The organism is Spiribacter halobius (genome assembly GCF_020883455.1).
In the GTDB taxonomy this organism is placed as follows: domain Bacteria; phylum Pseudomonadota; class Gammaproteobacteria; order Nitrococcales; family Nitrococcaceae; genus Sediminicurvatus; species Sediminicurvatus halobius.
Genome location: NZ_CP086615.1, coordinates 74203 through 100356, shown reverse-complemented (window position 1 = coordinate 100356; position 26154 = coordinate 74203). Strand labels below are relative to the sequence as shown.

26 protein-coding genes are annotated in these 26154 nt (G+C 70.7%); 12 read left to right on the top strand and 14 right to left on the bottom strand.

The window, feature by feature from the left end:
* Positions 1–56 precede the first annotated feature (56 nt).
* From dprA to tsaC, 4 genes are read left to right on the top strand one after another with little or no spacing between them, the layout of a single operon-like run.
* Positions 57–1154: a DNA-processing protein DprA gene (gene dprA, locus LMH63_RS00415; protein ID WP_229332675.1), complete on the top strand. Its 1098-nt coding sequence runs from the start codon at positions 57–59 to the stop codon at positions 1152–1154.
* Complete coding sequence (locus LMH63_RS00410; protein ID WP_109679262.1) at positions 1151–1624, top strand: Smg family protein; 474 nt, start codon at positions 1151–1153, stop codon at positions 1622–1624. The genes dprA and LMH63_RS00410 overlap by 4 nt, the downstream gene beginning before the upstream one ends.
* 51 nt (positions 1625–1675) lie before the next feature.
* Positions 1676–4273 carry a DNA topoisomerase I gene (locus LMH63_RS00405; RefSeq protein ID WP_109679261.1) on the top strand — a complete coding sequence of 866 codons (2598 nt, stop codon included), beginning with the start codon at positions 1676–1678 and terminating at the stop codon, positions 4271–4273.
* Between the two features lie 31 nt (positions 4274–4304).
* Entirely contained in the window at positions 4305–4874 is a 570-nt protein-coding gene (tsaC, locus tag LMH63_RS00400) for an L-threonylcarbamoyladenylate synthase type 1 TsaC (protein WP_109679260.1), read from the top strand.
* A 650-nt stretch (positions 4875–5524) separates the two neighbouring features.
* Here tsaC and LMH63_RS00395 read toward each other — a convergent pair.
* The 11 genes from LMH63_RS00395 to LMH63_RS00345 all read right to left on the bottom strand — a co-directional run bounded on the left by LMH63_RS00395 (position 5525) and on the right by LMH63_RS00345 (position 15189).
* On the bottom strand, positions 5525–6604 hold the full coding sequence (locus LMH63_RS00395; protein WP_109679259.1) for a formate dehydrogenase subunit gamma: 1080 nt from the start codon (positions 6602–6604) through the stop codon (positions 5525–5527).
* Between the two features lie 26 nt (positions 6605–6630).
* Positions 6631–6837: a hypothetical protein gene (locus LMH63_RS00390; protein ID WP_109679258.1), complete on the bottom strand. Its 207-nt coding sequence runs from the start codon at positions 6835–6837 to the stop codon at positions 6631–6633.
* An 8-nt stretch (positions 6838–6845) separates the two neighbouring features.
* A complete protein-coding gene (locus tag LMH63_RS00385; RefSeq protein ID WP_199225694.1) occupies positions 6846–7052 on the bottom strand; it encodes a hypothetical protein in 207 nt (68 codons plus the stop codon).
* Positions 7053–7076: 24 nt separating this feature from the next.
* Positions 7077–7667, bottom strand: coding sequence for a formate dehydrogenase FDH3 subunit beta (fdh3B, locus tag LMH63_RS00380; protein WP_109679257.1), 591 nt, complete (start codon positions 7665–7667; stop codon positions 7077–7079).
* 28 nt (positions 7668–7695) lie between these two features.
* On the bottom strand, positions 7696–10671 hold the full coding sequence (locus LMH63_RS00375; RefSeq protein WP_109679256.1) for a formate dehydrogenase subunit alpha: 2976 nt from the start codon (positions 10669–10671) through the stop codon (positions 7696–7698).
* Positions 10672–10733: 62 nt separating this feature from the next.
* Positions 10734–10949, bottom strand: a complete 216-nt coding sequence (locus tag LMH63_RS00370) for a hypothetical protein (protein ID WP_109679255.1) — start codon at positions 10947–10949, stop codon at positions 10734–10736.
* An 81-nt stretch (positions 10950–11030) separates the two neighbouring features.
* On the bottom strand, positions 11031–11648 hold the full coding sequence (locus LMH63_RS00365; RefSeq protein ID WP_109679254.1) for a TorD/DmsD family molecular chaperone: 618 nt from the start codon (positions 11646–11648) through the stop codon (positions 11031–11033).
* A gap of 281 nt (positions 11649–11929) precedes the next feature.
* Positions 11930–13600: a 4Fe-4S binding protein gene (locus tag LMH63_RS00360; RefSeq protein WP_109679253.1), complete on the bottom strand. Its 1671-nt coding sequence runs from the start codon at positions 13598–13600 to the stop codon at positions 11930–11932.
* Positions 13601–13617: 17 nt separating this feature from the next.
* The gene (locus LMH63_RS00355; RefSeq protein WP_109679252.1) at positions 13618–14217 is read right to left on the bottom strand and encodes a DUF3306 domain-containing protein; all 600 of its coding nucleotides are present in this window, start codon (positions 14215–14217) and stop codon (positions 13618–13620) included.
* A gap of 2 nt (positions 14218–14219) precedes the next feature.
* Positions 14220–14690 (bottom strand): DUF3305 domain-containing protein, encoded by a 471-nt coding sequence (locus tag LMH63_RS00350; RefSeq protein ID WP_158280406.1) that lies wholly within the window; start codon positions 14688–14690, stop codon positions 14220–14222.
* 19 nt (positions 14691–14709) lie between these two features.
* Positions 14710–15189, bottom strand: coding sequence for a DUF6505 family protein (locus LMH63_RS00345; RefSeq protein WP_158280405.1), 480 nt, complete (start codon positions 15187–15189; stop codon positions 14710–14712).
* Between the two features lie 78 nt (positions 15190–15267).
* Here LMH63_RS00345 and LMH63_RS00340 point away from each other — a divergent pair, with 78 nt between their 5' ends.
* The 5 genes from LMH63_RS00340 (at position 15268) to moeA (ending at position 19572) form a co-directional block, all read left to right on the top strand.
* Positions 15268–16386 carry a WD40/YVTN/BNR-like repeat-containing protein gene (locus LMH63_RS00340; protein ID WP_109679251.1) on the top strand — a complete coding sequence of 373 codons (1119 nt, stop codon included), beginning with the start codon at positions 15268–15270 and terminating at the stop codon, positions 16384–16386.
* A complete protein-coding gene (yqeC, locus tag LMH63_RS00335; RefSeq protein ID WP_109679250.1) occupies positions 16383–17159 on the top strand; it encodes a selenium cofactor biosynthesis protein YqeC in 777 nt (258 codons plus the stop codon). The genes LMH63_RS00340 and yqeC overlap by 4 nt, the downstream gene beginning before the upstream one ends.
* Positions 17160–17399: 240 nt before the next feature.
* Positions 17400–17678, top strand: coding sequence for a MoaD/ThiS family protein (locus LMH63_RS00330; protein ID WP_109679249.1), 279 nt, complete (start codon positions 17400–17402; stop codon positions 17676–17678).
* Between the two features lie 41 nt (positions 17679–17719).
* Positions 17720–18325: a molybdenum cofactor guanylyltransferase MobA gene (mobA, locus tag LMH63_RS00325; protein WP_109679248.1), complete on the top strand. Its 606-nt coding sequence runs from the start codon at positions 17720–17722 to the stop codon at positions 18323–18325.
* On the top strand, positions 18322–19572 hold the full coding sequence (moeA, locus tag LMH63_RS00320) for a molybdopterin molybdotransferase MoeA (protein WP_109679247.1): 1251 nt from the start codon (positions 18322–18324) through the stop codon (positions 19570–19572). The genes mobA and moeA overlap by 4 nt, the downstream gene beginning before the upstream one ends.
* A 167-nt stretch (positions 19573–19739) precedes the next feature.
* On the opposite strand, the gene LMH63_RS00315 is transcribed toward moeA, so the two are convergent.
* The 3 genes from LMH63_RS00315 to LMH63_RS00305 form a co-directional block, all read right to left on the bottom strand.
* Complete coding sequence (locus LMH63_RS00315; RefSeq protein WP_109679246.1) at positions 19740–19946, bottom strand: DUF6494 family protein; 207 nt, start codon at positions 19944–19946, stop codon at positions 19740–19742.
* Between the two features lie 259 nt (positions 19947–20205).
* Positions 20206–21228, bottom strand: coding sequence for a GTP 3',8-cyclase MoaA (gene moaA, locus LMH63_RS00310; RefSeq protein ID WP_109679245.1), 1023 nt, complete (start codon positions 21226–21228; stop codon positions 20206–20208).
* A gap of 29 nt (positions 21229–21257) precedes the next feature.
* On the bottom strand, positions 21258–21692 hold the full coding sequence (locus LMH63_RS00305; RefSeq protein ID WP_109679244.1) for a molybdenum cofactor biosynthesis protein MoaE: 435 nt from the start codon (positions 21690–21692) through the stop codon (positions 21258–21260).
* A gap of 90 nt (positions 21693–21782) precedes the next feature.
* Here LMH63_RS00305 and LMH63_RS00300 point away from each other — a divergent pair, with 90 nt between their 5' ends.
* The 3 genes from LMH63_RS00300 to hemF all read left to right on the top strand — a co-directional run bounded on the left by LMH63_RS00300 (position 21783) and on the right by hemF (position 26068).
* Positions 21783–24176: a tetratricopeptide repeat protein gene (locus LMH63_RS00300; protein ID WP_109679243.1), complete on the top strand. Its 2394-nt coding sequence runs from the start codon at positions 21783–21785 to the stop codon at positions 24174–24176.
* A gap of 205 nt (positions 24177–24381) precedes the next feature.
* Positions 24382–25137 (top strand): biotin--[acetyl-CoA-carboxylase] ligase, encoded by a 756-nt coding sequence (locus LMH63_RS00295; RefSeq protein ID WP_158280404.1) that lies wholly within the window; start codon positions 24382–24384, stop codon positions 25135–25137.
* Between the two features lie 19 nt (positions 25138–25156).
* Complete coding sequence (gene hemF / locus LMH63_RS00290; protein ID WP_109679241.1) at positions 25157–26068, top strand: oxygen-dependent coproporphyrinogen oxidase; 912 nt, start codon at positions 25157–25159, stop codon at positions 26066–26068.
* Positions 26069–26154 lie beyond the last annotated feature (86 nt).

The window sequence follows — 26154 nt, the reverse complement described above, 5'->3', positions numbered from 1 at the left end:
TCGCAGGCGGCGAGGAGCTCCCCCTGACCGACACCCGCGGACTGCGCGACTGGCTGGTGCTCTGGCGGCTGCCAGGCATCGGTCCGCGCCGCTTCGCGCACGCCCTGGCGGCCTTCGGCAGCCCCGGGGCGTTTCTCGCGGCGAGCGAGTCCCAGCGTCGGGCGGCAGGCCTGCCCGAGCCGATCTGCACCGCCGACCGCGAGGCGGGGGCGGCGGAGGCGGGAGCGGAAGCCGATCTGCGCTGGGCGGACGCGGCGGGGCATCACATCCTGACCCTGCGCGACCCCGGCTACCCGCGCCAGCTCGCCGAGCTCGCCGACCCGCCGCCGGTGCTGTTCATCACCGGCGATCCGGCCTGGCTGACCACACCTCAGCTCGCCGTCGTCGGCGCCCGCCACGCCAGTGCCGGCGGTCTCGACAACGCCCATGCCTTCGCCCGCTATCTCGGCGCCGCCGGTCTCACCATCACCAGCGGCCTCGCCGTCGGCATCGACGGCGCGGCCCATCGCGGCGCGCTGGCCGGGGGTGGCGGGACCGTCGCCGTCACCGCCACCGGGCCGGACCGCGTGTACCCGGCCCGGCATGCCGCGCTGGCCCGGGAAATCGCGGCGCAGGGGGCGCTGGTCACCGAGCTTCCGACCGGCACCGGTGTGCAGCGCGAGCACTTCCCGCGGCGCAACCGGCTGATCAGCGGCCTCGCCCTCGGCGTCCTGGTGGTGGAGGCCGGCGTGCGCAGCGGATCGCTGGGCACCGCCCGGCACGCGCTGGAGCAGGGGCGCGAGGTGCTGGCCATCCCCGGCTCGATCCACAACCCGGTGGCGCGGGGCTGCCATGCCCTCATCCGCGAGGGCGCCAAGCTGGTGGAGTCGGCCGGCGATGTACTCGAGGAGCTGCCGCCACTCGGCGACGGCGAGGCGGTTGCGGCGCCCGCCGAGGCGGTGCCCGCGGAGGCGGAGAACGGATTCGACCCGGCTTATGACCGCCTGCTGGAGGCGCTCGGTCACGACCCGGTACCCTTCGATGCTCTGCTGCAGCGCACCGCATTGACGCCCGATGCCCTTTCCTCCATGCTCCTCCGGCTAGAGTTGAAGGGGCTCGTGACGGCCGTCGAAGGGGGCCGTTACGCACGCAGCGGCAATCGAGCGCGCGGATGAAAGAAAACGTTTTCGACGTCCTGATGTACCTGTTCGAGAACTACTTCTACGATGTGGAAGCCGTTCAGCCGGACCGGGAGCATCTGGAGTCGGAGCTGTTCGATGCCGGGTTTACCCGCACCGAGATCCGCAAGGCGCTGGACTGGCTCGATGCCCTGGCCAGCAGCCGCGAGCTGCCGCTCGCCGGCCCCTGCCGGCCCTCCATCCGAATCTTCACGGAGGCCGAGACGGGCAAGCTCGACACCGAGTGCCGCGGCTTCCTGCTGTTTCTCGAACAGGCGGGCATACTGGCGCCGGCCAGCCGCGAAGTGGCCATCGAGCGCATGATGGCGCTGGATGAGGACGAGCTCGATCTGGACACCCTCAAGTGGGTGGTGCTGATGGTGCTCTTCAGCCAGCCGGGCCAGGAAGAGGCCTACGCCTGGATGGAAAACCTGATCTTCGAGAGCCCGACACAGCTCGCTCACTAGCCGGCCGCCGGCCTGCCCTGCCACGCCCGGCCCGCTCGGGACACCGTTCTCATGGCCAAGAATCTCGTCATCGTGGAGTCGCCTGCCAAGGCGCGCACCATCAACAAGTACCTCGGCAAGGATTTCGAGGTGATGGCCTCCTATGGCCATGTGCGCGACCTGGTACCCAAGGAGGGGGCGGTGGACCCCGAGCACGACTTCGCCATGCAGTACACCCTGGTGGAGCGCAACGCGAAGCATGTGGATGCCATTGCCCGCGCCGCCCGCAAGGCCGACGCGGTCTACCTCGCGACCGACCCGGATCGCGAGGGTGAGGCGATTTCCTGGCATCTCTACGAGCTGCTGCGCGAGCGCAACGTGCTGGGCGACAAGCCCGTGCACCGCGTCGTGTTCTACGAGATCACCCAGAGTGCGATCCAGGAGGCGATCCGGCACCCGCGTGCGCTCTCCGGTGATCTGGTGAACGCCCAGCAGGCCCGCCGCGCGCTGGACTATCTCGTGGGGTTCAACCTCTCGCCGCTGCTCTGGCGCAAGATCACCAGCGGGCTCTCCGCGGGCCGGGTGCAGTCACCGGCGCTGCGGATGATCGTCGAGCGCGAGCAGGAGATCGAGGCCTTCGAGCCCCAGGAGTACTGGAGCATCGAGGCGGACCTGCGCGCGCCGGAAGCGCCGGAGGCGGACCCCCAGGCATTCGCTGCCCGCCTCAGCCGCCTGGATGGCGAGAAGGTGGAGCAGTTCAGCATTACCGCCGAGGGCGGCGCGCGCGCCGCCACGCAGCGCCTGCTGGAGGCGGCCGGCGGTGCAGCGCAGGCGGTGCACGCTGACGCCAGGCTGCCGGAGGGCGGAGTGCCCGCCGGCGAGGGCGCCGCCCTGCGCGTCGTGCAGGTGGAGAAGAAGCAGCGCCGGCGCAACCCCGCCGCGCCCTTCATCACCTCGACCCTGCAGCAGGAGGCCTCGCGCAAGCTGCGCTTCTCCGCCCAGCAGACCATGCGCGTGGCGCAGCAGCTCTACGAGGGCGTCGACGTCGGTAGCGGCACGGTGGGCCTCGTCACCTACATGCGGACCGACTCGGTCAACCTCTCGCGGGAGGCCATCGACGGCCTGCGCGCGGAGATCGAGCGGCGCTTCGGGCCCGAGAAGCTCCCGGCGAAGCCGCACCAGTACCGCACCCGTGCCAAGAACGCCCAGGAGGCCCACGAGGGCATCCGCCCCACCGACCCGGCGCGCCATCCGGAGGCCATCCGCCGGTATCTGAGCGACGACCAGTACCGGCTGTACGACCTGATCTGGAAGCGGAGCGTGGCCTGCCAGATGATTCACGCCACCATAGACACCGTGGCGGTGGATCTGGCGGCGGGGGACGTCGGGGTCTTCCGCGCCACCGGCTCCACGGTGCGGGATCCGGGCTTCATGGCCGTCTACCAGGAGGGCCAGGACGACGCCAGCGGCGACAGCAGCGATCGTTTCCTGCCGCCGCTCGAGGAGGGCCAGGCGGTGCCATTGCGGGCGATCCGCCCGGAGCAGCACTTCACCGAGCCGCCGCCACGCTACTCGGAGGCGAGCCTGGTGCGGGCGCTGGAGGAGCGGGGCATCGGCCGGCCGTCCACCTACGCGGCCATCATCTCCACGCTGCAGCAGCGCAAGTACGTCATTCTCGACAACCGCCGCTTCAAGCCGACGGACACCGGGCGCGTGGTGGCCAAGTTCCTCACCGACCACTTCGACCGCTACGTGGACTACGACTTCACCGCGCGCCTGGAAGACCGGCTGGACGCCATCTCCCGGGGCGAGCGGGACTGGGTGCCGGTGCTGCGGGAGTTCTGGGAACCCTTCCACGAGCGCGTGGAGGAGAAGCGCCAGGTCTCCCGCAGCGAGGTCATGAAGGCCCGCGAGCTCGGCACTGACCCTAAGAGCGGCCGCCCGGTGACGGCGCGTCTCGGGCGTTACGGGCCGTTCGTTCAGATCGGCACCCGCGACGACGAGGAGAAGCCGCGCTTCGCAAGCCTGCGGCCGGGCCAGAGCATCGAGACCATCGGCCTCGACGAGGCACTGGCCCTGTTCACGCTGCCCCGGGATCTGGGTGAGACCCCGGACGGCGAGCCACTCTCGGTCAACATCGGGCGCTTCGGCCCCTATGTGCGCTTCGGCAACCAGTTCGCCTCGCTGAAAAAGGACGACGACCCCTACACCATCGACCGCGACCGCGCGCTTGAGCTGGTGGAGGAGAAGAAGGTCAACGAGGCGAAGCGCACCCTGCTGACTTTCGAGGACGGGGCGATTCGCGTCCTCCGCGGCCGCTTCGGACATTACGTCACCGACGGGAAGAAGCGGGCCAGCGTGCCGAAGGATCGGGATGCCGCCTCGCTCACGCTCGAGGATTGCCGGGAGCTGCTGGAGGCGGCGTCCGACACCGGACGCGGCAACGGCCGAAAGGGCGCAGCCAAGGGCAGCGGCAAGACGACAAAGACCGCGAAGGCCAGCACCGCTGGCGGCAAGGCGAAGACTTCGAAGCCCGCGAAGGGCGCAGGCAATGGCAAGTCGCGGGCGGGCGCGGGCACTGGCGGGACCGGCAGCAAGTCCGTCTCCCCTGGCAAGGGCGGGGCTGGTCGCGCGACCGCCGCGCGGCGTGCCGCCAAGCGAGACGCCTGACGTGTTTCCCGCAGGCGCGCATCGCTGAGACATGCGGGCTGGATTCCGGCTCCAGAGGGTTGCTGACCGTATCCGCGCCGGTGGCGTCGGCGCCTACCCCACGGAGGGTGTCTGGGGCCTCGGCTGCCGGCCGGACGACGCGGCGGCCATCGACCGACTGCTCGAGCTCAAGCAGCGCCCGCCCGCCAAGGGCCTCATTCTGATTGCGGCGGATTTCGGGCAGCTCGAGCCCTTCGCCCGCCTACCGGAGGCAGCGTCGCGGCGCGCGGCCGTCCTCGACAGCTGGCCCGGGCCGGTGACCTGGATCCTGGAGGCGACGCCAGAGGCCCCGGACGTTCTCACCGGCGGCCGCGACACCCTCGCCGCCAGGGTGAGCGCCCACCCGCCGGTGGTCGCCCTGTGCCGTGCGGCGGGCCTGCCGCTCATCTCCACCAGCGCGAATCTTTCCGGCCGCCCGGCCCTGCGGCGTTCCTGGCAGGTCCGCCGGGCCTTCGGCGAGCGCCTCGACTGGCTGTGGAACGGCCCTCTTGGCGGTCTCCGCGGCCCGACGGAGATCCGCGACGGCCGTACCGGGCAGGTGCTCCGGCCGGGTAGAGCTTAGCGACGCCCCCTGCCCCGAGGCAGGGGCTTGTCCGAGCGATGATCCGCGACGCGGGCATCGCGTTACGGTGGTTGCCCGGTGCTGGGATCGGTGGGCCCGAGTGGGACACGCCGTGAATACGTCCGTGTAGGCTCGTAGGCGAGGTCCCTCTCGCCTACGGTCCCACTCGGGCCCACCGATCCCAGCACTGCCGGCGCCGCTGGCCAGTCCGCGGGCACTAGCACCCCGGCCGCAACGGGGTGTGAAAGAACCCGGAGGCAATGAGCGCTGCACGATGGCCGGGTTACGTCTCCCTCTGGCATCCCGTTGGCCGCGGAAGTTACGACGGCGTCGCCAGTGCGAGGCGGGGTGGGAGCGCGCGGGACCGCAGGCGACAGGGATGTCGCCTTCGAGCCTACACGGACGTATTCACGGCGTGTCCCGCGCGCTCCCACCCCGCCTCGGCACCGGGCACGGCCGTTGATCCGTCCCGCAGCCCCGCGGATCAATGCATTGCGGGAAGCCCGCGTATCTCGCCGATTCACGGCTGCCGGCTAGCCCGAACGAGCCGGGACGACACGTCAGCATGAAAAAAGCCGCGTCAGCTCATGGGCTGACGCGGCTTTCGACAGAGGCGCCTGCCTGTAGGCAGGCCGTGAACGGTCCGGGGGTCAGCCGGGGCTGGTGCCCTCGGATGGGGTCTTTGCCGCCTTGCCGGCAGTGAGGCCCACCTCGCTGGCGTCCACTTCCTGATCCTTGACCTGCTCGTACCAGAGATCGTGGTGCTGCTTCGCCCACTCGGAGCTGGAATAGCCCGTGGTCATGCCATCGATCGCGCCCTCGGTGCCGAGGGTGCCGATCCAGGCGTGGCCGAAGAACAGGCTCACCCAGAGAATGGCGGCGATGGCGTGTACCAGGCTGGCGAGCTGCATGGTCTCGCGGGTCTGGCCCCAGATGGGGAAGTCCAGAACCACGCCCGTGGCGCAGACCAGACCACCCACCAGGGCGATGAACCAGAACCAGACCTTCTCGCCCCCGTTCATGCGGCCCGCCGGCGGGTGCTTGCCCTTGAGGAAACCGCCGCCCGCCTTGAACCACTCCCAGTCCGCACGGCTGGGGATGTTGTGGCGCACCCAGGCCAGGATCATGATCGCCACGCAGGCGGTGAACACCGGGCCCACGTAATTGTGCAGGGTCATCGCGAAGCCGGCGTAGGCGGCGAACCCACCCGCGCCGAGCACCGGGATGAGCACCGCTCGCCCGAACAGCAGGCTGAGGCCGGTAATGGCGAGGACGATAAACAGCGTCGCCGTCGTCCAGTGCAGCACGCGCTCCCAGAGCTTCCAGCGCGGCACGACCTTGCCTGACGGCGGCTGGTCGAGCCGGTTACGGCCGAAGATCGCCATCACCAGAGCGATGCCGATCAGCGCCGCGGCCATGAACCAGGGCATGACCCCGGCGGCGATGGCGTTGCGCAGCTGCCGCCAGTTCTGCCCCCCGTTCTGGATGAGGACGCCCGCCTCCGGACCCTGCACGGTGGTCGTGCCGCTGACGCCCTCGCGCACGGCACCCCAGGTATCGGACCGCGGATTGCCGTTCTCGAACCCGCTCTGCGCCTGGGCCACCTCGACGTAGACGTATCCGCCGAGGGGCGCCACCATCGCGCCGAGCGCGATGACCAGCAGACTCCAGAGCATGACCTTCATGTGGGCGCGCCGGCGCCTGGCCTTTGCTGCGTCCTGATCACTCATCTGCGCATCCTCCGTCGCCGCCGCCGTCAGCGGTCAGCCTGGTTGTATCGCGCCCGCTCGCGCAGCGCCTTGGCCGTCTCGGGGTCGCGCTCGCCCTCGTCGCCAAGGCGTTCCTCCTGGGCGCGATTGGTCCAGGGATCCCCGTAGGCGCCCTCGTTGCTGCAGCCCGCGAGGAGCAGCAGGGCGAAGGCAGCCCCGGTCGCGAGGCGGGCGACTGCTCCTGCTCGCATCATCGCCGACCTCACCGGTCCGTCTGCCCGCTGAAGCGCTGCTCCAGCGACTGCTGGAGCTCGCCGTCATCCAGCTTGTTGCGTAACGGATCGCTCGGCCCCTTGTAGACCCCGGGCTCGTGCAGCGTGACATCGTCGGGCGACTCGTAGCAGCCGGCGAGCGCCAGGGCCGTTAGCCCGAGCGCCGCCAGCGCGCCTACCCTGAGGGGTAATCGCATTGGAGACTCCTTCCGGCGGGGGCGCTATACGCCCTCGCCGTATGCCTTGTCCCAACCCCAGGTCTGCGGTCTGCCGGAGCGGCGCATGATCCGCTCGCGGTAGATGTCCGCCACCATGTCGCCGTCACCGGCGAGCAGGGCCTTGGTCGAGCACATTTCCGCGCAGGCGGGCAGCTTGCCCTCGGCCACGCGGTTGGCGCCGTACTTCTCGTACTCGGCGTTGCTGTTGTCCTCGACAGGGCCGCCGGCGCAGAAGGTGCACTTGTCCATCTTGCCGCGGACGCCGAAGGCCTCCTGCTGCGGATACTGCGGCGCGCCGAAGGGACAGGCGTAGAAGCAGTAGCCGCAGCCGATGCAGAGGTCCTTGTCGTGCAGGACGATGCCGTCCTCGGTGGTGTAGAAGCAGTCCACCGGGCAGACCGCCGCACACGGGGCGTCGGTGCAGTGCATGCAGGCGACCGAGATCGACTTCTCGCCGGGCACGCCGTCGTTCATGGTGACCACGCGGCGCCGGTTAACGCCCCACGGCACCTCGTTCTCGTTCTTGCAGGCGGTGACGCAGGCGTTGCACTCGATGCAGCGCTCGGCGTCACAGAGGAACTTCATTCTGGCCATCTGGCACTCCTCCTAGAATTCTTCCGCCTCAGGCGGCGCGGATCTGGCAGAGCGTGGTCTTGGTTTCCTGCATCTGGGTGACGATGTCGTAGCCATACGTCGTCGCCGTGTTGCAGGCTTCGCCGCGCACATAGGGGGCTGTACCCTCGGGGTAACGGTCGAGCAGATCCTGCCCCTGGAACCAGCCGCCGAAGTGGAAGGGCGTCCAGACCACGCCGCGACCCACGCGCTCGGTGAGCATGGCCTTGATCTTGATGCTTCCACCCTCAGGGCCGTCCAGCCAGACCGACTGACCGTCCTCGATGCCGCGGTCATAGGCGTCCGCCGGGTGGATCTCGACGAACATGTCCTGCTGCAACTCGGCCAGCCAGGGATTGGAGCGGGTCTCCTCGCCACCACCTTCGTACTCGGTCAGACGGCCGCTGGTGAAAACCAGCGGATAGTCCTGCGAGTAGTCATCCGCCTGGATCGAGGCGTAGCGGGTCGGCAGACGGTAGACCGTGTTTTTGAGGTCGTCGTAGGTCGGATAATCGGAGACCAGATCCCGGCGCGGCGTGTACAGGGGCTCGCGGTGCACCGGGATGGGGTCCGGCCACTGCCAGACCTCACAGCGCGCCTTGGCATTGCCGAACGGGGCGCAGCCGTGATTGATAACCACCCGCTGGATGCCGCCGGAGAGGTCGGTCTTCCAGTTCACCCCGTCCAGCGCCGCAAGCACCTCGTCGGAGGCGTCGTTGAGGCTCGACGGCAGCTCGACACCCGCGACGTCGGCGATGGCCTGGAGCTCGTCGCGGCTCAGGTCCCGGTGCCAGCCAAGCTGGCGCAGGATGCCGAAGGTAAACTCCGGGTAGCCGTCCTGGAGCTCCGAATCCACGGAGTATGAGCCTTCCGCGAGCAGATTCTCGCCGTCGTGCTCGACGCCGAAGCGCGCACGGAAGGTGAGGCCACCGTCCTTGACCGGCTGACTCGGGTCATAGAGCACGTGGGTGCCGGGGTGCTTCATCTCCGGGTTGCCCCAGCACGGCCACGGCAGGCCGTAGTAGTCGCCGTCGGCCGGACCGCCCACCGCTCGCAGCGTGGTGGTGTCGAAGCTGCGCTTGTGCTCGAGATGCAGCTTCAGGCGCTCCGGGCTCTGACCGGTGTAGCCGATGGTCCACGTTCCGCGGTTGATCTCCCGCAGGGTGTCCTCCGGGCTTGGCATGTCGCCGTCCACCGCGATGTGCTTGAACATCTCCTCGGCAAAGCCGAACTTCTGCGCGAGCAGGTACAGCACGGCGGCGTCCGGCTTGGACTCGAACAGCGGCTCCACGACCTTCTCGCGCCACTGCAGCGATCGGTTGGACGCGGTCACCGATCCCACCTGCTCGAACTGGGTGCAGGTCGGCAGGAGGTAGACGCCGTCCGTGCGCTCGCTCATGACGGCGAGATGGGTCGGGTAGGGATCGGAGATCACAACCAGGTCGAGCTTCTCGATGGCCTCCTTCATCTCCGGCCCGCGGCTCTGGCTGTTCACCGCGTGCCCCTGGAAGAACACCGCGCGGGTGTTGGCGCTCTGCTGCAGGTTCTCGGGGTCCTCCAAAACGCCGTCGATCCACCGGGACACCGGGATGCCGGGAATGTTCATGGGATGCGCCTGGCTGCCAGTCCCGGAGTCGTAGCGGCCGTCGTCGAAGCGGGACTTGAGGTAGTCGAAGTCCACGTCCCACACACGCGCCCAGTGTCGCCAGGCTCCCTCCGAAAGGCCGTAGTAGCCGGGCAGGGTATGGGAGTTCGGCCCGACGTCCGTCGCGCCCTGCACGTTGTCGTGGCCACGGAAGATGTTGGCCCCGCCTCCGGAGACGCCGATGTTGCCGAGCGCGAGCTGCAGCACGCAGTAGGCACGGGTGTTGTTGTTGCCGATGTGGTGCTGGGTTCCGCCCATGCACCAGACCAGCGTCCCGGGGCGGTTCTCGGCCATGGTCTTGGCCATGTTGAAGACAGTGTCGCGGTCGACCCCCGTGATGTTCTCCACCACGTCGGGCGGGTAATCGGCCACCACCTCGCGGACCTTGTCCATGCCGTAGACGCGCTGGCGGAGGTACTCCGTGTCCTCCCACCCGTTATCGAAGACGTGCCACAGCACGCCCCAGACCAGCGCGACGTCGGTTCCCGGGCGGAATCGCACATGCATGTCCGCATGCGCCGCCGTGCGGGTGAAGCGCGGGTCGGCCACGATCATCTTCGCGCCGTTCTCCTTGGCGCGGAGAATGTGCTGCATCGACACGGGGTGGGCTTCGGCGGCGTTCGAGCCAATGAAGAACATGCACTTGCTGTTGTGCATGTCGTTATAGCTGTTCGTCATCGCCCCGTAGCCCCAGGTGTTGGCCACGCCGGCGACGGTGGTGGAGTGACAGATGCGCGCCTGATGGTCGATGTTGTTCGTGCCCCAAAAGGCGACGAACTTGCGCTGCAGGTAGGAACCCTCGTTGCTCGCCTTGGACGAGCCGCACCACCATACCGCATCCGGCCCATTCTCTTCGCGGATCTGCATGAAGCGGTCGCCGATCTCGTTGATGGCGTCGTCCCAGCTCAGGCGCCGCCAGCGTCCACCCTCGAGCTTCATCGGGTACTTGACGCGCTTCTCGCCAACGCCGTGCTCGCGCAGGGCGGCGCCCTTGGCACAGTGCGAACCGAGGTTCAGCGGCGAGTCGAAGTCCGGCTCCTGGCCCGTCCAGACGCCGTCCTGAATCTCGGCGATGACACCACAACCGACGGAGCAGTGCGTGCACACCGACCGACGGATTTCGGTGGGGACATCGGCCTTGGGCGAGTACTCGCCGCCGGCGGCCTCCGCCCGGCGCATCATGGCCGGCGGCAGGGCAGCGCCCACCGCGGCGGCGCCGGCGGTCAGGCCGGAACGCCGCAGAAACGTGCGGCGGTCCATGGGCGAGTCGAGGACACCGAAGATACCGCCGCGACGGGCCGCGCCCTCACCCCCTGCGCTCTGCTTTCTGATCAGCTTCATAACTGCCTTCTCCGAAACGTCTGGAGCCAGCGGCCAGCGGCGCCAGGCGCCGCGAGGGCCGGTCAGCCCCGCGCCAGGTCGTAGTAGCGGCGCACGTGCGCCGTTTCCTGATAGCCCTTGCGGGCTGGCTTCTCCGCGGCGTTGGCGGGCTTCGCCGTGACCGGCGCCGCCAGGGCACCGGCCGAACCGCCAGCGGCGATGCCGGCGGCGGCGCCGCCAATCACCAGCCCCTTCAGGAACCGGCGGCGGCTGTCATTACGGGGATGGTTGGCACTCACGGCTCTCTCCTCCCGGGTAAATGTTCACGATTAACGTGGCTGTTTGCTGCGCCCGCGGCCGTCGCCGACCCCGAGCCGCTGTCAGATCATCTCCAGGTACTGCTTCTCCAGCACCATGAACCGCTCGCCGAAGGCACCTACGGCCTTGTAGAAGCGTGCCGAGGGCGCCCCCCTCAAATCCTGCATAAATCGCTCCACCCAGCTGGCCAGATGGGCATTGAAGAATTCCCGCTGCGCAGCGAACGATCCGCCCTCTGGCCCGCTCAGCAACGCCATGGCCTCGAACAACGCGCCGATGTGATCCTCGGGCTCATGCACGTCATCCTCACGCTCCACGCCGAGGGCGCGCAGGTCCCGACGCAGCTTCACCAGCGGGCGGCCCATCAGGAAGCCGGTCAGGTACCAGCTGGCGAACGGCATCACCTCGCCGCGCCCGAGCCCGATGAACAGGGCGTGGTACTCGATGTCCAGCGCCTCGTCGCCCGCGGCCCGCGCCGCCTCGGCGAGGCCATGCCAGCCCTCCGCCAGCGGCCCGTCCGCGGGATCCACCTCCAGGGCGCGCAACGGCTCGATCACCTCCGCCGGCGGTATGTCCGCGAACAGCCGGCCCAGCAGGCCGTAGACCCGAGAGCGCAGCCACTCCTCGCTGTCGGTCTGCATCGACTCGCGCTCGTCCTGTGCGGTGGCCTGGGAAGTCACGTGGCGCCGTTCCCCTCATGTGGTCTGACCGTTCGTCTGACAAGTTATAGCTCGGAAACGGAACAATTCCAAAGAAAATCGTTGCTGCGACGCAGCGTGCACATTGTGGAATCGGAGCGTGTCGCCCGACGCACCCGGCCACGCTCAGGCGGCGCGACGCTCGGGGCTCAGCACCGGCGTTGCCCGGGCCCTCCTGCCCCGCATCGGCCTGATCGCTCCGGTGGTATTCGCCGGGGACGACTGCGCCTGGAACGCTGGAGCGGCACCGGGCGCCACGTGTCTCAGTGGGCGGAACCCGAGGCTTCCTCGTCGAAGAGGTCGCGCACCCGGCAGTCCTCGCACATTTCCAGGCGTCGACGGGCGCGCTCATCCCGGAACATCCAGTGCCCGGCGAGCTGCTCGCCGATGCGGGCGATCATCTTCTCGGTGGCGAAGGGCTTGCCGCAGCCCACGCAGTGGAAGGGCGCCTCCTCGTTGAGGACCCGTTCCGTGGGCGAGGCGAAGGCCGGCAGGTGCAGCCTCGCCTCCAGGCTGATCGCGTCCTCCGGGCAGGCCGTCTCGCAGAGGCCGCACTGCAGGCAGCGCTCCTCGTGGAAGACCAGGCGCGGGAGACTGCCGCCGCTCACCACCGCCTCCACCGGGCAGACCGCCGCGCAGGCCATGCACAGGGTGCAGGCCTCCTGGTCGACGTGGATGCGCCCGAACGGGGCGCCCGCCTCCAGCGGCGTCGTGGCCCGGTCGCGGGCCGGGCGGTAGAGATGGGTAAAGGCCCGCTGCAGCAGCTCCCGCTTGCCGCCGCTGGTGCTGAAACCCGCCGGCCGCCGGCCGTGGCCGGCATGCAGCGTCAGCGCCTCGAGCCCGCTGCCCGGCGCCACCACGCCGATACGCTCCGGCTCGAGCTGCACCGCCTCCAGCACGGCCCGGTAGAGGGCGAGCTGGCGTTCCGTGGCCGCGCGCAGCGAGGGCTCCGCGTCCTCCGGGAGCAGCAGGCGGACGTCGCTCGCACCGAAGGCGAGGGTGGCGAGCCAGACGTCCGGACCGATGCTGCCGGCGTCCTCCACCGGCACCGGAATCAGCCGCTCGGGCAGGCTGGCGGCCAGCGCGGCCACCGCCTCCGCGCCGCTGCTGTCATCATGGAAGAGCACCGCAGGCGGCTCGTCGGCGAGCTCGGCGTAGGCCCGCAGCGCCCGGCGCAGCGCACCCAGCAGATCCCGTGTCTCGGGGAAGGCATAGCCCATGGCGCCGCTCGGGCAGACCACCGCGCAGCTGCCGCAGCCCTGGCAGAGGTAGGGGTCGACTTCGACCCGCTCACCCAGAGAGCGGATAGCGCCGGTGGCGCAGGCGTCAAGGCAGCGCGTGCAGCCCGTAAGGCCGCGGCTGCCATGGGCGCAGATGCGCTCGTCGTAGGTGAAAAAGCGCGGCTTCTGGAACTCGCCCACCATTTCCGGCAACACCGCCAGCGCCTCGCCCAGGGCCTCCGGATCCTGCCCCGGGCGGTAATAGCCGAGCGGAGGTCGCTCGAACCCGATGTGCGGCTGCGCCGAGAGATCCAGCACCAAATCGAAGGTCTCCCGCTCGCGCGCTGCCAGCGCGGCCAGGTTGTCCTCATGGGTGTCACTGCGGAGCAGCGCGCGAAACGCCCCCAGGTGACCGCTGATCGACGGACGCCCCCGGGCGAGGAGGAAGCGCTCGACATCGGCCTCGGGCTCGGACCCGATCCCGTCATCCTCGGCGACGATCACGCAGGCGAGCTGGTCCGCCAGGGCACGCGCGGCCTCGAAGGCCGGCGCCGCAGGCCCCACGATCAGCAACAGACCCAGCGAGCGGTATTCGACGAACCCAGCCGTTCCTAGGGGTGCCGCGGAGAGCGCCGCCAGCGCCGCCGCGCGGGCCTCGCCGGCCTCCGTGGCGGCCGGCAACTCCGGCAGGGGATTGGCAACGATATCAAGCACGTTCGCCTCCGCGGCCGTCAGGCACGCCCGGTGTCACTGTCGTTGTCATCGGCGCTGGATTCCGTCGCGCGCGGCGGCTCGCCCGCCGGCGCCCCCGCGCCGTCGCCAGCCGGACCGCGCCCAGGCACTCGTTCCCGGCTGCCGACGTCCTCTCCGACGGGCTCGCCGACGGGCTCGCCGACGTCGGCGAGCGCCTCCTGGCGCTCCGCCTCGCGTTCCTCCAGCCGCTTGCGCTGCCGGCGCAGGTCGTGGGTCACGGTATCGCCAAGCGGCGTCATCATCGCCCGATAGTCCTCGTCATAATCGTCCAGGCCATCGCGGAGATTGAACTTCGGAGTGTGAAAGAGCCGGCGCAGGGCCTGCCGGCGCAGATCCTCGCTCACGCCCTCGGAAAGGAATCCGCTGACGTCGCTGTCCTGGTCGAGGCTATCCAGCGCAGGCATGTCTGCGTCGGTGAGTGCCGGCGCCTGCTCGTCCGCCGAACCGGCCTCCTCGGGGGCGCCGGCCTCGGGCTCCGGATCCGGCCTCCCGGCCTCGCGCTGCACCTCGCGCTTGCGCTGATTCCAGCGTGCGAGAAAACCGGTCTCGCGGTCCTCGGGGTTCGTCTCTCGGGCCATGATCAGTCCTCCTCCTCGCGCGGCTTGCGCTTGCGCGGCGGCGCCGGCCGGTAGTGGCGGGCAATGAACTCGCGCACCCCCGCCTCCAGCCAGCCCGGAAACTCGACGGCGAACACCTCGCCATCGCCTTCGCCCTGACGCGACGCCTCGTCGTGGTCCAGGGTAACCAGCACCGGCATCAGGCCATTCGCCGGATCCTCACGGCAGACGACGAACAGCGAGGGGCGTTCGCTCTTCAGGTTAAACCAGTAGGTCTCGGCATTGGAGCGCACCAGCTGGACGCTGAGCCCGCCCCACACGAACTCCGCGCGCCGGTCGTCCGGGTGTACGCGGGTGACGCCCGGTGCGGTCTCCCTGGCCAGCACGCCCGCCACGCTCCAGGCCGGAAACTGCCACGGCCCGCGCTGCCGCAGCTCCCGCGTCAGGATCACGGTAACCGGCCAGACCGTTCTGGCTTCGGGGCTATCGCTCATGGTGATGGCTCCAGCGCCCTCATTCGGGCTCCATGCGGAAGACGGGCGCCGACTCCCAGTCCGCCCGCGGCCGGTGCACGCGGAAGGCCTCGCGCACCCCGTCGTCGCCAAGCTCGCGCTGCACCGAGAGCACGGTATTGATGTCCGGCGTGCAGAGCGACTCGCAGAACGCCACCTCTTCCCGTGCCACCTCCATCGCGGCGTTGAGGTCCGGCGCCCCGTAGTGCTCGACGAAGTGCCGTGCCAGGCGCTCCAGTACCTGGCGGCGCTCCGGCTCGGGCATCTCCACCACCACGGCGAGCGTCGTCCAGCCGAAGGAACCCAGGCCGAGGAAGCCGTGCCGGAACGCCGCACGCTCGCCCTCGTCCAGGCGCTCCGGCTCGCGCTCGCTGAACGTGAACACGAACGTCCCCGGCACCACCCATTCACCGGCCTGCGCCGCACGGGCGTAGATGGCATCGTCGCTGTCGTCGAGGCGCAGGGCCCGCAGGAAGCGCAAGGCTCTCCTCCTGGATCGGAATGATTCCAAACTCGTACGGTATAGTACCTGCTCACGGATCGAAAAGCGGAGGAGTTCATGTCCGGGGCGCAGGCCGCCAGCGAGGCCATCGCCGTGCTCGTTGGCACGCGCAAGGGATTGTTCATCGCCCGCGCCGATGCCGGGCGCCAGCACTGGCGGGTGGAGGGTCCGCATCTCGCCGGCTACGAGGTGCAGTCCGCGTTCCTCGATCCGCGCCGCCCCGGGGTCGGCTTTGCCGCCGCGCACCATCCGGTCTGGGGCATCCACGTCTACCGCACCGAGGACCATGGCCGGCACTGGGCGCCGCTGGCCGAGGTGCCGCGCCACCGGCGCGACGACGGCCCCGAGAGCCTGCAGATGATCTGGTGCCTGGCGCCGGCCGACGGCGCCCGCCCACAGCGCCTCTACGCCGGCATCGAGCCGCCGGGGGTGTTCGTCAGCGATGACGACGGCCGCCACTGGGAGGCCTTCGGCGGCTTCAATCAGCATCCGGACCGCACCCACTGGAGCCCGGCGAAGGGCGGCCTCGCGGTGCATTCGGTACAGGCCGACCCGCACCGCCCGGAGCGGCTGTACGCCGCGCTCTCCGCCGGCGGCGTGTATCGCTCGGACGATGACGGCGGCCACTGGCATGCGCTCAATCGCGGCGTGCGCGCCCCCTACCTGCCAGGCCAGGCACCAGCCTGCGGCCACTGCATCCACCGCCTGCTGGTGCACCCGGCGCAGGACGGCCGCCTCTACCAGCAGAGCCACCACGGCACCTACCGCAGCGACGACCACGGCGGGCACTGGCACGAGATCACCGCCGGGCTGCCCAGCGACTTCGGCTACGCCCTCGCCACCGACCCGCGGGATCCGGACGTGCTCTACACGGTGCCGGAGGACAGCAGCCAGTTCCGGGCGACCGTGGGCGGGCGCCTGCGGGTCTACCGCACGCGCGACGCGGGCACGAGCTGGGAGCCGCTGACCGCGGGGCTGCCGCAGGAGAACGTGTTCGTCACCATCCTCCGCGACGGCCTCGACAGCGATGGCCTCGCCCCCCTCGGCCTCTACCTCGGCACCTCCAGCGGGCACCTGTTCGCGAGCCGCGACGGCGGCGACCAGTGGGCGCTGGTGGCGGGATTCCTGCCGGGCATCCTCTGCGTGCGGGCGACCTCACTGGAGGCGGCGCCATGACCGACGCCGAGCTGCTCGAAACCTTCGGCGCCGAGAGGGGCATCGTGTGCGCCGTGGGGGCCGGCGGCAAGAAGACCACGCTCTACCGCCTGCTCGCCGCCCATCCGGGCCCGGTGGCCGTCACCGCCTCGGTGATGACCACGCCGCCGGGCCGGCGGCTGGTGGAGGCACGGCTGTTCACCGACGCCGAGAGCCTGGACACCGAGGTGCCGGCGGCGGGGCGCCAGTACCGGCGCATCGCCTACGCCACCGCCGCGGCCAAGTCGGGCCGGGTGAGCGGCGTGGATCCGGCACGGATCGCCGCGCTGCATCGCGCCGGCGGCTTCGGGCTCACCCTGGTCAAGGCGGACGGCGCGCGCATGCGCTCGATCAAGGCGCCCGCCGAGGGCGAGCCGCAGCTGGTCCCCGGCACCGCCACCGTACTGTTCGTGGTCTCCGCCGGTGTCTTCGGCGAGCCGCTCGACGAGCGTATCGCCCACCGGCCGGCAGAGCTCTCCGCGGTCACCGGCTGCGCCCCCGGCGAGGCCCTGCGCCCGGAACACGTGGCGCGACTGCTGAGCGACCCGCAGGGTGCACTGAAGGGCACCGCGGGCATGCGCGTCATCCCGGTGATCAACCAGGTGGACGATGGCGAGCGGGCGGCCCTTGCCCGCGAGGCGGCCACACGGGCCCTCGCACGCAGCGACGCACTGGCGCACATCGTGCTGGCCGCCATGACTGCCGCGGAGCCCGTGGTCGACATTGTCCGGCGGCGCGACGGCGAGGCAAACTGATGCTGGCTGCTCGCCAGGTCTCAGCAGGCCTGTGCGCCGCGTGGGAGCGGTCTCCGACCGCGAGAGCGCGCGGAGCGCGGTACGGTACGCCGCTGCGCGGCGTTTCGCGGTCGGAGACCGCTCCCACGGGGTACACAGGCCCGCCGTGCGGGCGCTCCCGAGCTCTGAGAACTGACGATAATTCCGAGAAGGTTGGTGAGCACAGGCTGAGATGTCCGTTCGAACACCGGTAACAACCGCATGACCGAAGTCGCCATCGAACTGCCCGCTGCGCTCCAGGAGATCGCCGACGGCGAGGCACGCATCGTGGTGCGCGCCGAGCGCGTGCGCGACGCACTCAATGCCGCCGGCGAGCGCCACGCCCTGCTGCTGCCGCGCATCCTCACCCGGGGCGGCGAGCTCCGGCCCTACGTGAATCTGTTCCTCGACGACGAGGACATCCGTGCGCTGGAGGGGCTCGAGACCCCGCTGACCGGACGGCGCACGCTGGCGGTGGTGCCTTCCGTGGCCGGAGGCTGAACGGTGCGCCGCATTCCCCGCCCCGCCGCCGGGAGGCTCCCATGCCGGAGACCGTGACCGCGATCATCCTCGCCGGCGGGCGGGCGACCCGCATGGGCGGCGAGGACAAGGGCCTGATCGCGCTGGCCGGGCGACCCATGATCGCCCATGTCCTCGACGCCGTGCGCCCGCAGGTGGACGCGATCATCATCAACGCGAACCGCAACCACGAACGCTATGCCGCGTTCGGCCTGCCCGTGGTAGCGGACCGCGAGGGCGGGTTCCAGGGGCCGCTGGCCGGCATGGCGAGCGGCCTCGCTCACTGCGACACGCCGCTGGCGCTGACCCTGCCCTGCGACGGTCCGCTGGTGCCGGCGGACCTGGTGGCGCGGCTGCGCGCCGCCCTCGGTGACGGCGACGCCGCGGTGGCCCACGACGGCGAGCGCCTGCAGCCGGCGCACGCCCTGCTGCGAGCCCCGGTGCTGCCAAGCCTGGAGCGCTTCCTCGCCGATGGCGGCCGCAAGATCGACCGCTGGTACGCCAGCCTCGACGTGCGCGAGGCCGATTTCTCCGGCCAGCGCGAGCTGTTCATCAACGTCAACACCCCCGAGGAGCACGCGCGCCTCGAGGCCCGGCTCGACCCGGGACGGGAGACGACCACCCCATGAGCGAGCGCCTGTTCAGCGCCGGCTGCGGCCACGACGCCCCGGCCATGCCTCTGGCCGAGGCCCTGCAGCGCATCCTCGGCGCCGTGGGCACGGTGGCCGCACGGCAGCGCCTTGCGGTACGCAGCGCCCTCGGTCGCGTCCTGGCGGAGTCCGTGACGGCCCCCGCGGACGTCCCCGCCCAGGACAACTCCGCCATGGACGGCTACGCCGTGCGTGGCGAGGACCGCGGCACCGAGACGCTGCGCCTGGTGGGCTCCGCCTTCGCCGGCCACCCCTTCAGCGGCCGGCTCGGGACAGGGGAATGCGTGCGCATCATGACCGGTGGGGTCATCCCGGCGGGCGCGGACACGGTGATCATGCAGGAGCGCGCCCGTGCCGAGGGCGAGCGCGTCCACATCGAGAGCTGGCCCGAGACGGGAGACAACATCCGCCCCGCCGGCGAGGATCTGCGCGCCGGCGAGACGATCCTCGGCCCGGGCCGGCGGCTGACCCCGGCGGACATCGGTCTGCTGGCCTCGGTGGGGCGGGTGGAGGTGGCGGTGCACCGCCGACCCCGGGTGGCCTTCTTCTCCACCGGCGACGAGCTCCGCGGCCTGGGCGAGCCACTCGGCCCCGGGGAGATCCACGACAGCAACCGCTACACGCTCCACGCCATGCTTACGCGCCTCGGCGCCGAGGTCTTCGACTACGGCGTGGTCGCCGACGAGCCGGCGGCGCTGGCGCAGGCCTTCCGCGATGCCAGCGCCGAAGTGGACGCGGTGCTCACCTCCGGCGGCGTCTCCGTCGGCGAGGCGGACTTCATCGGCCGCATACTCGGCGAACAGGGTGAGGTGGACTTCTGGAGCATCGCCATGAAGCCCGGCCGCCCGCTCACCTTCGGCCGCGTCGGCACGGCCTGGTTCTTCGGCCTGCCGGGCAACCCGGTCTCGGTGATGGCGACCTTCTCCCAGGTGGTGGCCCCGACCCTGCGCCAGCTCGCCGGCGAGAACGCCGCACCGCCGCGACGCTTCCGCGTGCGCTGCCGCAGCCGTCTGCGCAAGAAGCCCGGCCGCATGGAGTTCCAGCGCGGCCGCCTGGTCCCCGGCGAGGACGGCACCCTGGAAGTTGAGAGCGTCGGCCACCAGGGCTCCGGGATCCTCCGCTCCATGAGCCTGGCGGACTGCTTCATCGTGCTCCCGGAGGACGCAGGCCCGGTGGCGGCGGGGGAGGACGTTCTCGTCGAGCCTTTCGACACGCTTTTGCGCTGAAGCGCAAAAGCGTGTCGAAAGGCTCGAGTTCAAAGTTGTCAGTTCAAGATTCCAAGACCCTGAGCCGGCGGATATCTGGATACCAGCAGGGCTTTGCGGCCTTGGGTCTTTGGACTCGGAACTTTGAACCTTGAACTCGATCGAGCTGGAGTAGCGCGCCGAGCGCGCTACTCCAGCTCGATCGCCCCATCAATCTCGTGCGTCAGCGACAACCCCTCCACCTCCAGGGTGATCTTTGCCTTGAGGGTTTCGTCGCCCTTGAGCTTGCCGCTCTCGATGGCCTCCCGCACCGCGGTCTCGATCTCCCGCTGCGAGGTCACCCCCACCTTCTTCAGAAACTTGCGCACACTGATGTTCATCGTCTCTTCGTTCATCACTCATGCCCCTTGGGGTTGGATTCGAGCTGACGGGCGGATGACCGCAAAGGCGCGAAGGACGCAAAGCGAGAGGGAGATTCAACACAAAGGCACAAAGGCCACAAAGAACACAAAGGGAAGTGAACATGAATTTCCTTCTTCACCTTCGTGCATCTTTGTGTCCTTTGTGTCTTTGTGTTGAGTCCCTGATCCCTCCACTTTGCGTCCTTCGCGCCTTGGCGACTGTCTCTCTACCCCCCATCACCACCCGTAGTGGTCAGCCGCCTATGTAGGACATCTCGATCTTGCGGCTGTCGATGGGCTTGGTCTCGTGGGTGCGGAGCTCCGAGTAGCGGTCGCTGCGGCGGCTCCAGATACCGCGCAGGTAGGCCAGCAGCTCGTCGTCGCCGGCACCGGCGCGCATGCGGTCGCGCAGCTCGTGGCCGCGGCTCGCGAACAGGCAGGTGTAGAGCTTGCCCTCGGCGGAGAGCCGCGCGCGGCTGCAGTCGCCGCAGAAGGGCTGGCTCACGGAGCTGATCACGCCAATCTCCCCGGCGCCGTCCCGGTAGCGCCAGCGGTCGGCCACCTCGCCGCGGTAGTTCGGCTCCACCGGCTCGATCGGCCAGCGCGAGCCGATCAGCTCCGCGACCTCGCGGGAGGGCATGACCTCGTCCAGGCGCCAGCCGTTGCTGTTGCCGACATCCATGTACTCGATGAAGCGCACGATGTGCCCGCTGCCCCGGAAGTGCTCGGCCATCGGCAGGATGTCGTGCTCGTTGACGCCGCGCTGGACCACCATGTTGATCTTGATCGGCGTGAGCCCGGCCTCGGCGGCGTTGTCGATGCCCTGCAGCACCTTGGCCACCGGGAAGCCGACGTCGTTCATCGCCCGGAAGGTGTCGTCGTCGATGCCGTCCAGGCTCACGGTGATCCGCCGCAGGCCGGCGGCTCGCAGCGCCTTCGCCTTGTCCAGGGTAAGCAGCGAGGCATTGGTGGTGAGGCTGATGTCCTCCACCCCGTCGATGGCCGAGAGCATGGCCACCAGATCCTCGATGTCCCGCCGGATCAGCGGCTCGCCGCCGGTGAGGCGCAGCTTGCGCACGCCGAGCTGCACGAACAGCCGCGCGAGGCGTTCGATCTCCTCGAAGGAGAGCAGCTCCCGGCGCGGCATGAACTGGTGGCTCACGCCGAACAGGGCCTTCGGCATGCAGTAGGTGCAGCGAAAGTTGCATCGGTCCGTCAGCGAGATACGCAGATCCCGCAGCGGGCGGTCGAGTCGGTCGGTAACGTTACCCGCCATGGCTCCTCCGGTGCCGGGGCGCGGCGCGCTCAGGCGCCGGCGCCGGGCAGGGGCTCGCCCTGCAGATAGACTTCGGTGCCGTCGGCGTAGGCCTCGCGCTTCCACACCGGGGCGGTCTTCTTCAGCGTGTCGATGGCGTAGCGGCCGGCCTCGAAGGCCTCGGCACGATGCGCCGCCCGCACCACCACAACGACACTGAGCTCCCCCACCTCGAGCTTGCCGACCCGGTGCCGGATGAGGCAGGAGAGGATGTCGAAACGTTCCATGGTCTCCGCCTCGACCTCCGCCAGGGCCCTCTCGGCCAGCGGTTCGTAGGCGGAATACTCGATGGCGGTGACGGACTTGCCGTCGTGGTGGCGGCGGACGGTGCCGCCAAAGACCACCAGCGCACCGGCGTCGGGGGAGTCCCCCGCCTCCAGCAGCGCATCCAGGTCGATCGGCGCAGCGCCGACGTGCTCGCTCATCCTGCTCTCTCCAAGAGGGTGACACGCTTGGCGACAGGCGGCGTTGGCCGCAAGATGTCGCGTCTACCCATAGTGTGACACGCAGACAGCATGAACATGCCGCGCAGCGCGCCCCCCTGTCCAGAGGCCGCCAATACCCCGGGCCTCGACGTCGATCCCCTGCCGGCGGCCGACAACGTGGCCGAGCATCTCGGCCACAGTGCCCGCGGCGGCCGCCGGCTGCTGCTCACCGGCCCGGAGATGAGCGGCCGCACGGCGACGCTCCGGACCTGGCTCGCCGCCGCTCGGGAAGGCCGCTGGTGCCACGTCCACGCGGCCGGACTGGCACCGGACCGCGACAGCCCCGCGGGCGTGATCCACGGGCTGCTGACCCGGCTGCGCCGGCAACTGGACGCCGCCGACGCCCTGCCGCTGGATGAGTCCGGCCTGCGCGAGGCGCTGCCCGGGTGGCTCGCGCGCCTCGGCACCGGGCCGGCGCTCATCGTCATCGACGACCTCGACCGCATCACCGGCAGCGACCTCACCGGCGAGCCGGACTGGCTGCCGGCGCACCTGCCGCCGGGGGTCACCCTGGTGGCCACCGCGCGCCGCGGGCTGCTCGCCGAGCGCCTGCGCGAGCTCGGCTGGGAGCGGCTCGACATGAACCGCGAGGCTGACCCGGCCACGCTGCTGCCGGACTATGCCGGCGCCGAGGACCCCGTCGCCGCGGCGCTCGCGGACGTCGGGCCGGAGCGGGTCCCGCTGCTGGGCGCGCTCTGGGCAGCCCCCACTGGTCTCGACGCGGAGACGCTGGCGGCCCTGGGCCTGCCGGAACCCGCCGGCGATCCGCTGGTGCTGCAGGACGGCAGACGCTGGCGCTTACGCCACGCGGGCCTGCGGGACGCCGTCGCCCGCACGCTGCTGCCGGGGGGTGCCGAGCGCCGGGCCTGCCACGCCCGCCTTGCGGCGGTGATCGACGAGCCGCTCGCCCGCGCCCGCCATCTGGCGCTCGCCGCGGACTGGACCGGGCTGCTCGAGACCCTGGCCCGGCCGGAGGCCCTGGCGGCCTGGCGCGGCGCACCCTTTGCCTGGCAGAGCCTGTGGGCGGAGCTGCCGGCTCGGGACACCGCCATCAGCCATCTGATCCAGGCTCTGGACACACTGCGCCGCAAGTCGGGGGAGGTGGAGCGCATGGCCCTCGCCCACGACGGCGCCGGCCGCATCCTCGAGCAGCTGGAAGCGCCGGACGCCGCCCGCGCCGTGCGCGAAGCCGCCTACACCCGACTGCAGGCCCTGGCGCCAGAGAGCCCGACGCGGGCGGCGGCGGCGCATCAGCTCGCGCTTAGCCGCTCGGCGGCCGGCGACCAGGCGGGCGCGGCGGCACCCCTGAGAGAGGCGCTCGAGCTCAGGGAGACAACGCTCGGCGAGGACCACCCCGACACGCGCTCCACCCGTGCGGCCCTGGCCGCCACCCTCGAAGCGAACGACGACCTGGACGGCGCAACTTCGGCCTATGCCAGGCTGCTCGCGGCCCGCGAGGCGACGCTCGGGCGCGAGGACGCGGCGCTGATCCCGCACCTGACCAACCTCGGTGCCGTGCACCGGGCGGCGAACCATCTGGAGCGCGCCCGCGCCCCCTTCGAGCGCGCCGTCAAGCTCGCCCGCCGCCATTACGGCGACACCCATCCCGCGCTGGCCAGCGCCCTGGACAACCTCGGCGGCCTACTCTACGCCGGCCACGACTACGCCGGCGCCGAAGCCCGGTACCGCGAGGCGCTGGACATCACGCAGACGCTGTTCGGCCCGGGGCATCCGGCGACGGCCGCCGGCCTGCATAACCTGGGCACCACGCTGGACGCCCTGGAGCGCTTCCCCGAGGCGGAGCGCTGCTTCCGCCGGGCGCTGGAGATCCGCACCGCGGCCCTCGGCCGCGAGCACGCGGAGACGGCCACGACACTGCACAATCTGGCCGGGGTGCTGGACGTCACCGGCCAGCGCGAGGAGGCGGAGACCCTCTACCGCGAGGCGGTGGCCGTCTGGAAGGCGGTGGTCGGCGAGCGCCATCCGGCGACAGCCACCAGCGTCAACAACCTGGCGGACCTGCTGCGGGAGACGCGCCGCTACGACGAGGCGGAGCCGCTGTACCGGGAGAATCTGGCGATCTGGTCGGAGCTCTACGGGCTGGATCACCCGAACACGGCGATGACGGCGGCGGAGCTCGGCGGACTGTACGCGGACGCGCGCCGGGTGGATCAGGCGGAGCCGCTGCTGCGGGATGCGGTGGGGCGGCTGGAGCGCATCATGGGGATCGACAGCAGCCTGCACGTGGACAGTCTCTGCCGGCTGGCGGCGCTGCTCCGGGACACGGGCCGTGGCGCGGAGGGCGCGGCGCTGCTGAAGGATGCCTACGACCGGGCCGCCGGCACCACCAAGGTCCTCTCCCCCCAGCTGCAGAAGCTGCGCCGCCATCTGGATGCGCTGCGCCGGGCGGGGGGTGGCCGATGAGCATTGGTCGGCGGCGCAGGCCGAACTTGTTTTCCGCGGCCGCCGGGGTACGGCAGCGTGGGTGCCTGGCCGGGTATGCGGCGCCCGCGCTCGGGGCTTCTGCCCCGCACCGCACCGGGCACGGCCGGTGGGGGGCCCGCGAGGCCGCGGCAAGACTTGGGCAGTTACGTCATCCCGCGATTTTCCCGCTTCCGGGGAGGCTCTGATGGCAACCAATCAGCCACGCGACCCCCGGCTGGCCGCTACGCTCCCGCCGCTCTACGACCCGGTGTTCCTCGAGCGGGCCGACAGCGCTGTGGACGAGGCCGCGCGCCGGGCCGCCGCCGGGGCGGACGAGGGGCTGCTGGTCTGGGTGGGTGAGCAGGCGGCCGGGCGAGGCCAGCGGGAGGCCTGGCGCTCACCCCCGGGCGGACTCTACGCGGCCGTGCTGCTGCGCCCGGAGTTTCCCGCCGAGCGTCTGCCCGAGCTCGGTCTGGTGAGTCTGCTGGCCCTGGGCACTGCGGTGGCGGAGCTGCTGCCGCCGATGACCGGGCTCGACTATCGCTGGCCCAACGACCTGCTCATCAATGGCCACAAGGTGGGCGGCGTGGCGGTTCACCGCCCGCAGGCGGATGCCGCCATCCTGGCGACGCAGCTCAACGTCGCGCCGCCGGTGGAGGGCTGGGAGTACGCCTCGCTGGTGGCGGACGGGGCCGCGGAGACCACCCCGGGTGAGGCCCTGGAGCGGTACGCGCGCTACCTGCTGGACTGGCTGCAGCGCTGGGACGAGGAGGGCCTCGCGCCGGTGTGCCAGTCCCTGCGCGCCCGCGGCCTGCTCTCGCGGGAGGAGCCGATCACCGTGCACGTCGCGGCGGGCCCGGTGACCGGCATACCCCGGGGGCTGGAGGCGGATGGCAGCCTGCGGCTGGCCAGTGACGGCACCGAGAAGACGGTGGCGCTGGCGGACTTCTTTGGCCGCTGAATGCGGAGTTTCGTGTTTTATGCCAAGCGTCGATCCCAATGCCGTTCATGCCTACCTCCTCGACCTGCAGGACCGGATCTGTGCGGAGCTGGCGGCCGTGGATGGCGGGCGGTTCCACGAAGACCGCTGGGACCGGCCCGACGGGGGCGGGGGGCGCAGTCGGGTGCTGGCCGGGGGCGCGGTGTTCGAGCAGGCGGGGGTGAACTTCTCCCACGTCCATGGCAACCGGCTGCCGGCGACGGCAAGCGACCGCCGACCCGAGCTCGCGGGGCGCAGCTTCCAGGCCCTGGGCGTCTCGCTGGTGGTCCACCCGCGCAATCCCTATGTGCCGACGTCCCACGCCAATGTCCGCTTCTTCCTGGCGGAGGCCGAGGGGGCGGAGCCCGTCTGGTGGTTCGGGGGCGGCTTCGATCTGACGCCCTACTACCCCTTCGACGCCGACTGCCGGCACTGGCACCGGGTTGCGCGGGACGCCGTCGCGCCCTACGGCGACGATCTCTACCCGCGCTTCAAGCAGTGGTGCGACCGCTACTTCCACCTGCCCCACCGTAACGAGGCCCGGGGGATCGGCGGGCTGTTCTTCGACGACTACGACGAGGGCGGCTTCGGGCACTGCTTCGGGCTGATGCGCGCCGTGGGCGATGCCTATCTGGAGGCCTACCTGCCCATCGTGAACAGGCGCAGGGACACCCCCTACGGCGAGCGCGAGCGCCAGTTCCAGCTCTACCGCCGGGGCCGGTATGTGGAGTTCAACCTGCTGTTCGACCGCGGCACGCGGTTCGGCATCCAGTCCGGCGGGCGCACCGAGTCCATCCTCATGTCGCTGCCGCCCCTCGCCCGCTGGGAGTACGGCTGGCAGCCGGAGCCGGACACCCCGGAGGCCGCCCTCAGCCGCGACTATCTCCGGCCGCGGGACTGGCTGGAGGAGTAGCACCCCGGTATACGCGCGGCGGCGGGTACCCACGTCGGCCGAGCGAGGCGGGGCAGGAGCGACCGGGACCGTAGGCGAGAGGGACC

Bases quoted from the DNA above. Each gene is read 5' to 3' on its own strand.
- LMH63_RS00410 (WP_109679262.1), top strand. From the start codon at position 1,151: ATGAAAGAAAACGTTTTCGACGTCCTGATGTACCTGTTCGAGAACTAC.
- LMH63_RS00405 (WP_109679261.1), top strand. From the start codon at position 1,676: ATGGCCAAGAATCTCGTCATCGTGGAGTCGCCTGCCAAGGCGCGCACC.
- tsaC (WP_109679260.1), top strand. From the start codon at position 4,305: ATGCGGGCTGGATTCCGGCTCCAGAGGGTTGCTGACCGTATCCGCGCC.
- LMH63_RS00395 (WP_109679259.1), bottom strand. From the start codon at position 6,604: ATGAGTGATCAGGACGCAGCAAAGGCCAGGCGCCGGCGCGCCCACATG.
- LMH63_RS00390 (WP_109679258.1), bottom strand. From the start codon at position 6,837: ATGATGCGAGCAGGAGCAGTCGCCCGCCTCGCGACCGGGGCTGCCTTC.
- LMH63_RS00385 (WP_199225694.1), bottom strand. From the start codon at position 7,052: ATGCGATTACCCCTCAGGGTAGGCGCGCTGGCGGCGCTCGGGCTAACG.
- fdh3B (WP_109679257.1), bottom strand. From the start codon at position 7,667: ATGGCCAGAATGAAGTTCCTCTGTGACGCCGAGCGCTGCATCGAGTGC.
- LMH63_RS00375 (WP_109679256.1), bottom strand. From the start codon at position 10,671: ATGAAGCTGATCAGAAAGCAGAGCGCAGGGGGTGAGGGCGCGGCCCGT.
- LMH63_RS00355 (WP_109679252.1), bottom strand. From the start codon at position 14,217: ATGGCCCGAGAGACGAACCCCGAGGACCGCGAGACCGGTTTTCTCGCA.
- LMH63_RS00350 (WP_158280406.1), bottom strand. From the start codon at position 14,690: ATGAGCGATAGCCCCGAAGCCAGAACGGTCTGGCCGGTTACCGTGATC.
- LMH63_RS00340 (WP_109679251.1), top strand. From the start codon at position 15,268: ATGTCCGGGGCGCAGGCCGCCAGCGAGGCCATCGCCGTGCTCGTTGGC.
- yqeC (WP_109679250.1), top strand. From the start codon at position 16,383: ATGACCGACGCCGAGCTGCTCGAAACCTTCGGCGCCGAGAGGGGCATC.
- LMH63_RS00330 (WP_109679249.1), top strand. From the start codon at position 17,400: ATGACCGAAGTCGCCATCGAACTGCCCGCTGCGCTCCAGGAGATCGCC.
- mobA (WP_109679248.1), top strand. From the start codon at position 17,720: ATGCCGGAGACCGTGACCGCGATCATCCTCGCCGGCGGGCGGGCGACC.
- moeA (WP_109679247.1), top strand. From the start codon at position 18,322: ATGAGCGAGCGCCTGTTCAGCGCCGGCTGCGGCCACGACGCCCCGGCC.
- LMH63_RS00315 (WP_109679246.1), bottom strand. From the start codon at position 19,946: ATGAACGAAGAGACGATGAACATCAGTGTGCGCAAGTTTCTGAAGAAG.
- moaA (WP_109679245.1), bottom strand. From the start codon at position 21,228: ATGGCGGGTAACGTTACCGACCGACTCGACCGCCCGCTGCGGGATCTG.
- LMH63_RS00305 (WP_109679244.1), bottom strand. From the start codon at position 21,692: ATGAGCGAGCACGTCGGCGCTGCGCCGATCGACCTGGATGCGCTGCTG.
- LMH63_RS00300 (WP_109679243.1), top strand. From the start codon at position 21,783: ATGAACATGCCGCGCAGCGCGCCCCCCTGTCCAGAGGCCGCCAATACC.
- LMH63_RS00295 (WP_158280404.1), top strand. From the start codon at position 24,382: ATGGCAACCAATCAGCCACGCGACCCCCGGCTGGCCGCTACGCTCCCG.
- hemF (WP_109679241.1), top strand. From the start codon at position 25,157: ATGCCAAGCGTCGATCCCAATGCCGTTCATGCCTACCTCCTCGACCTG.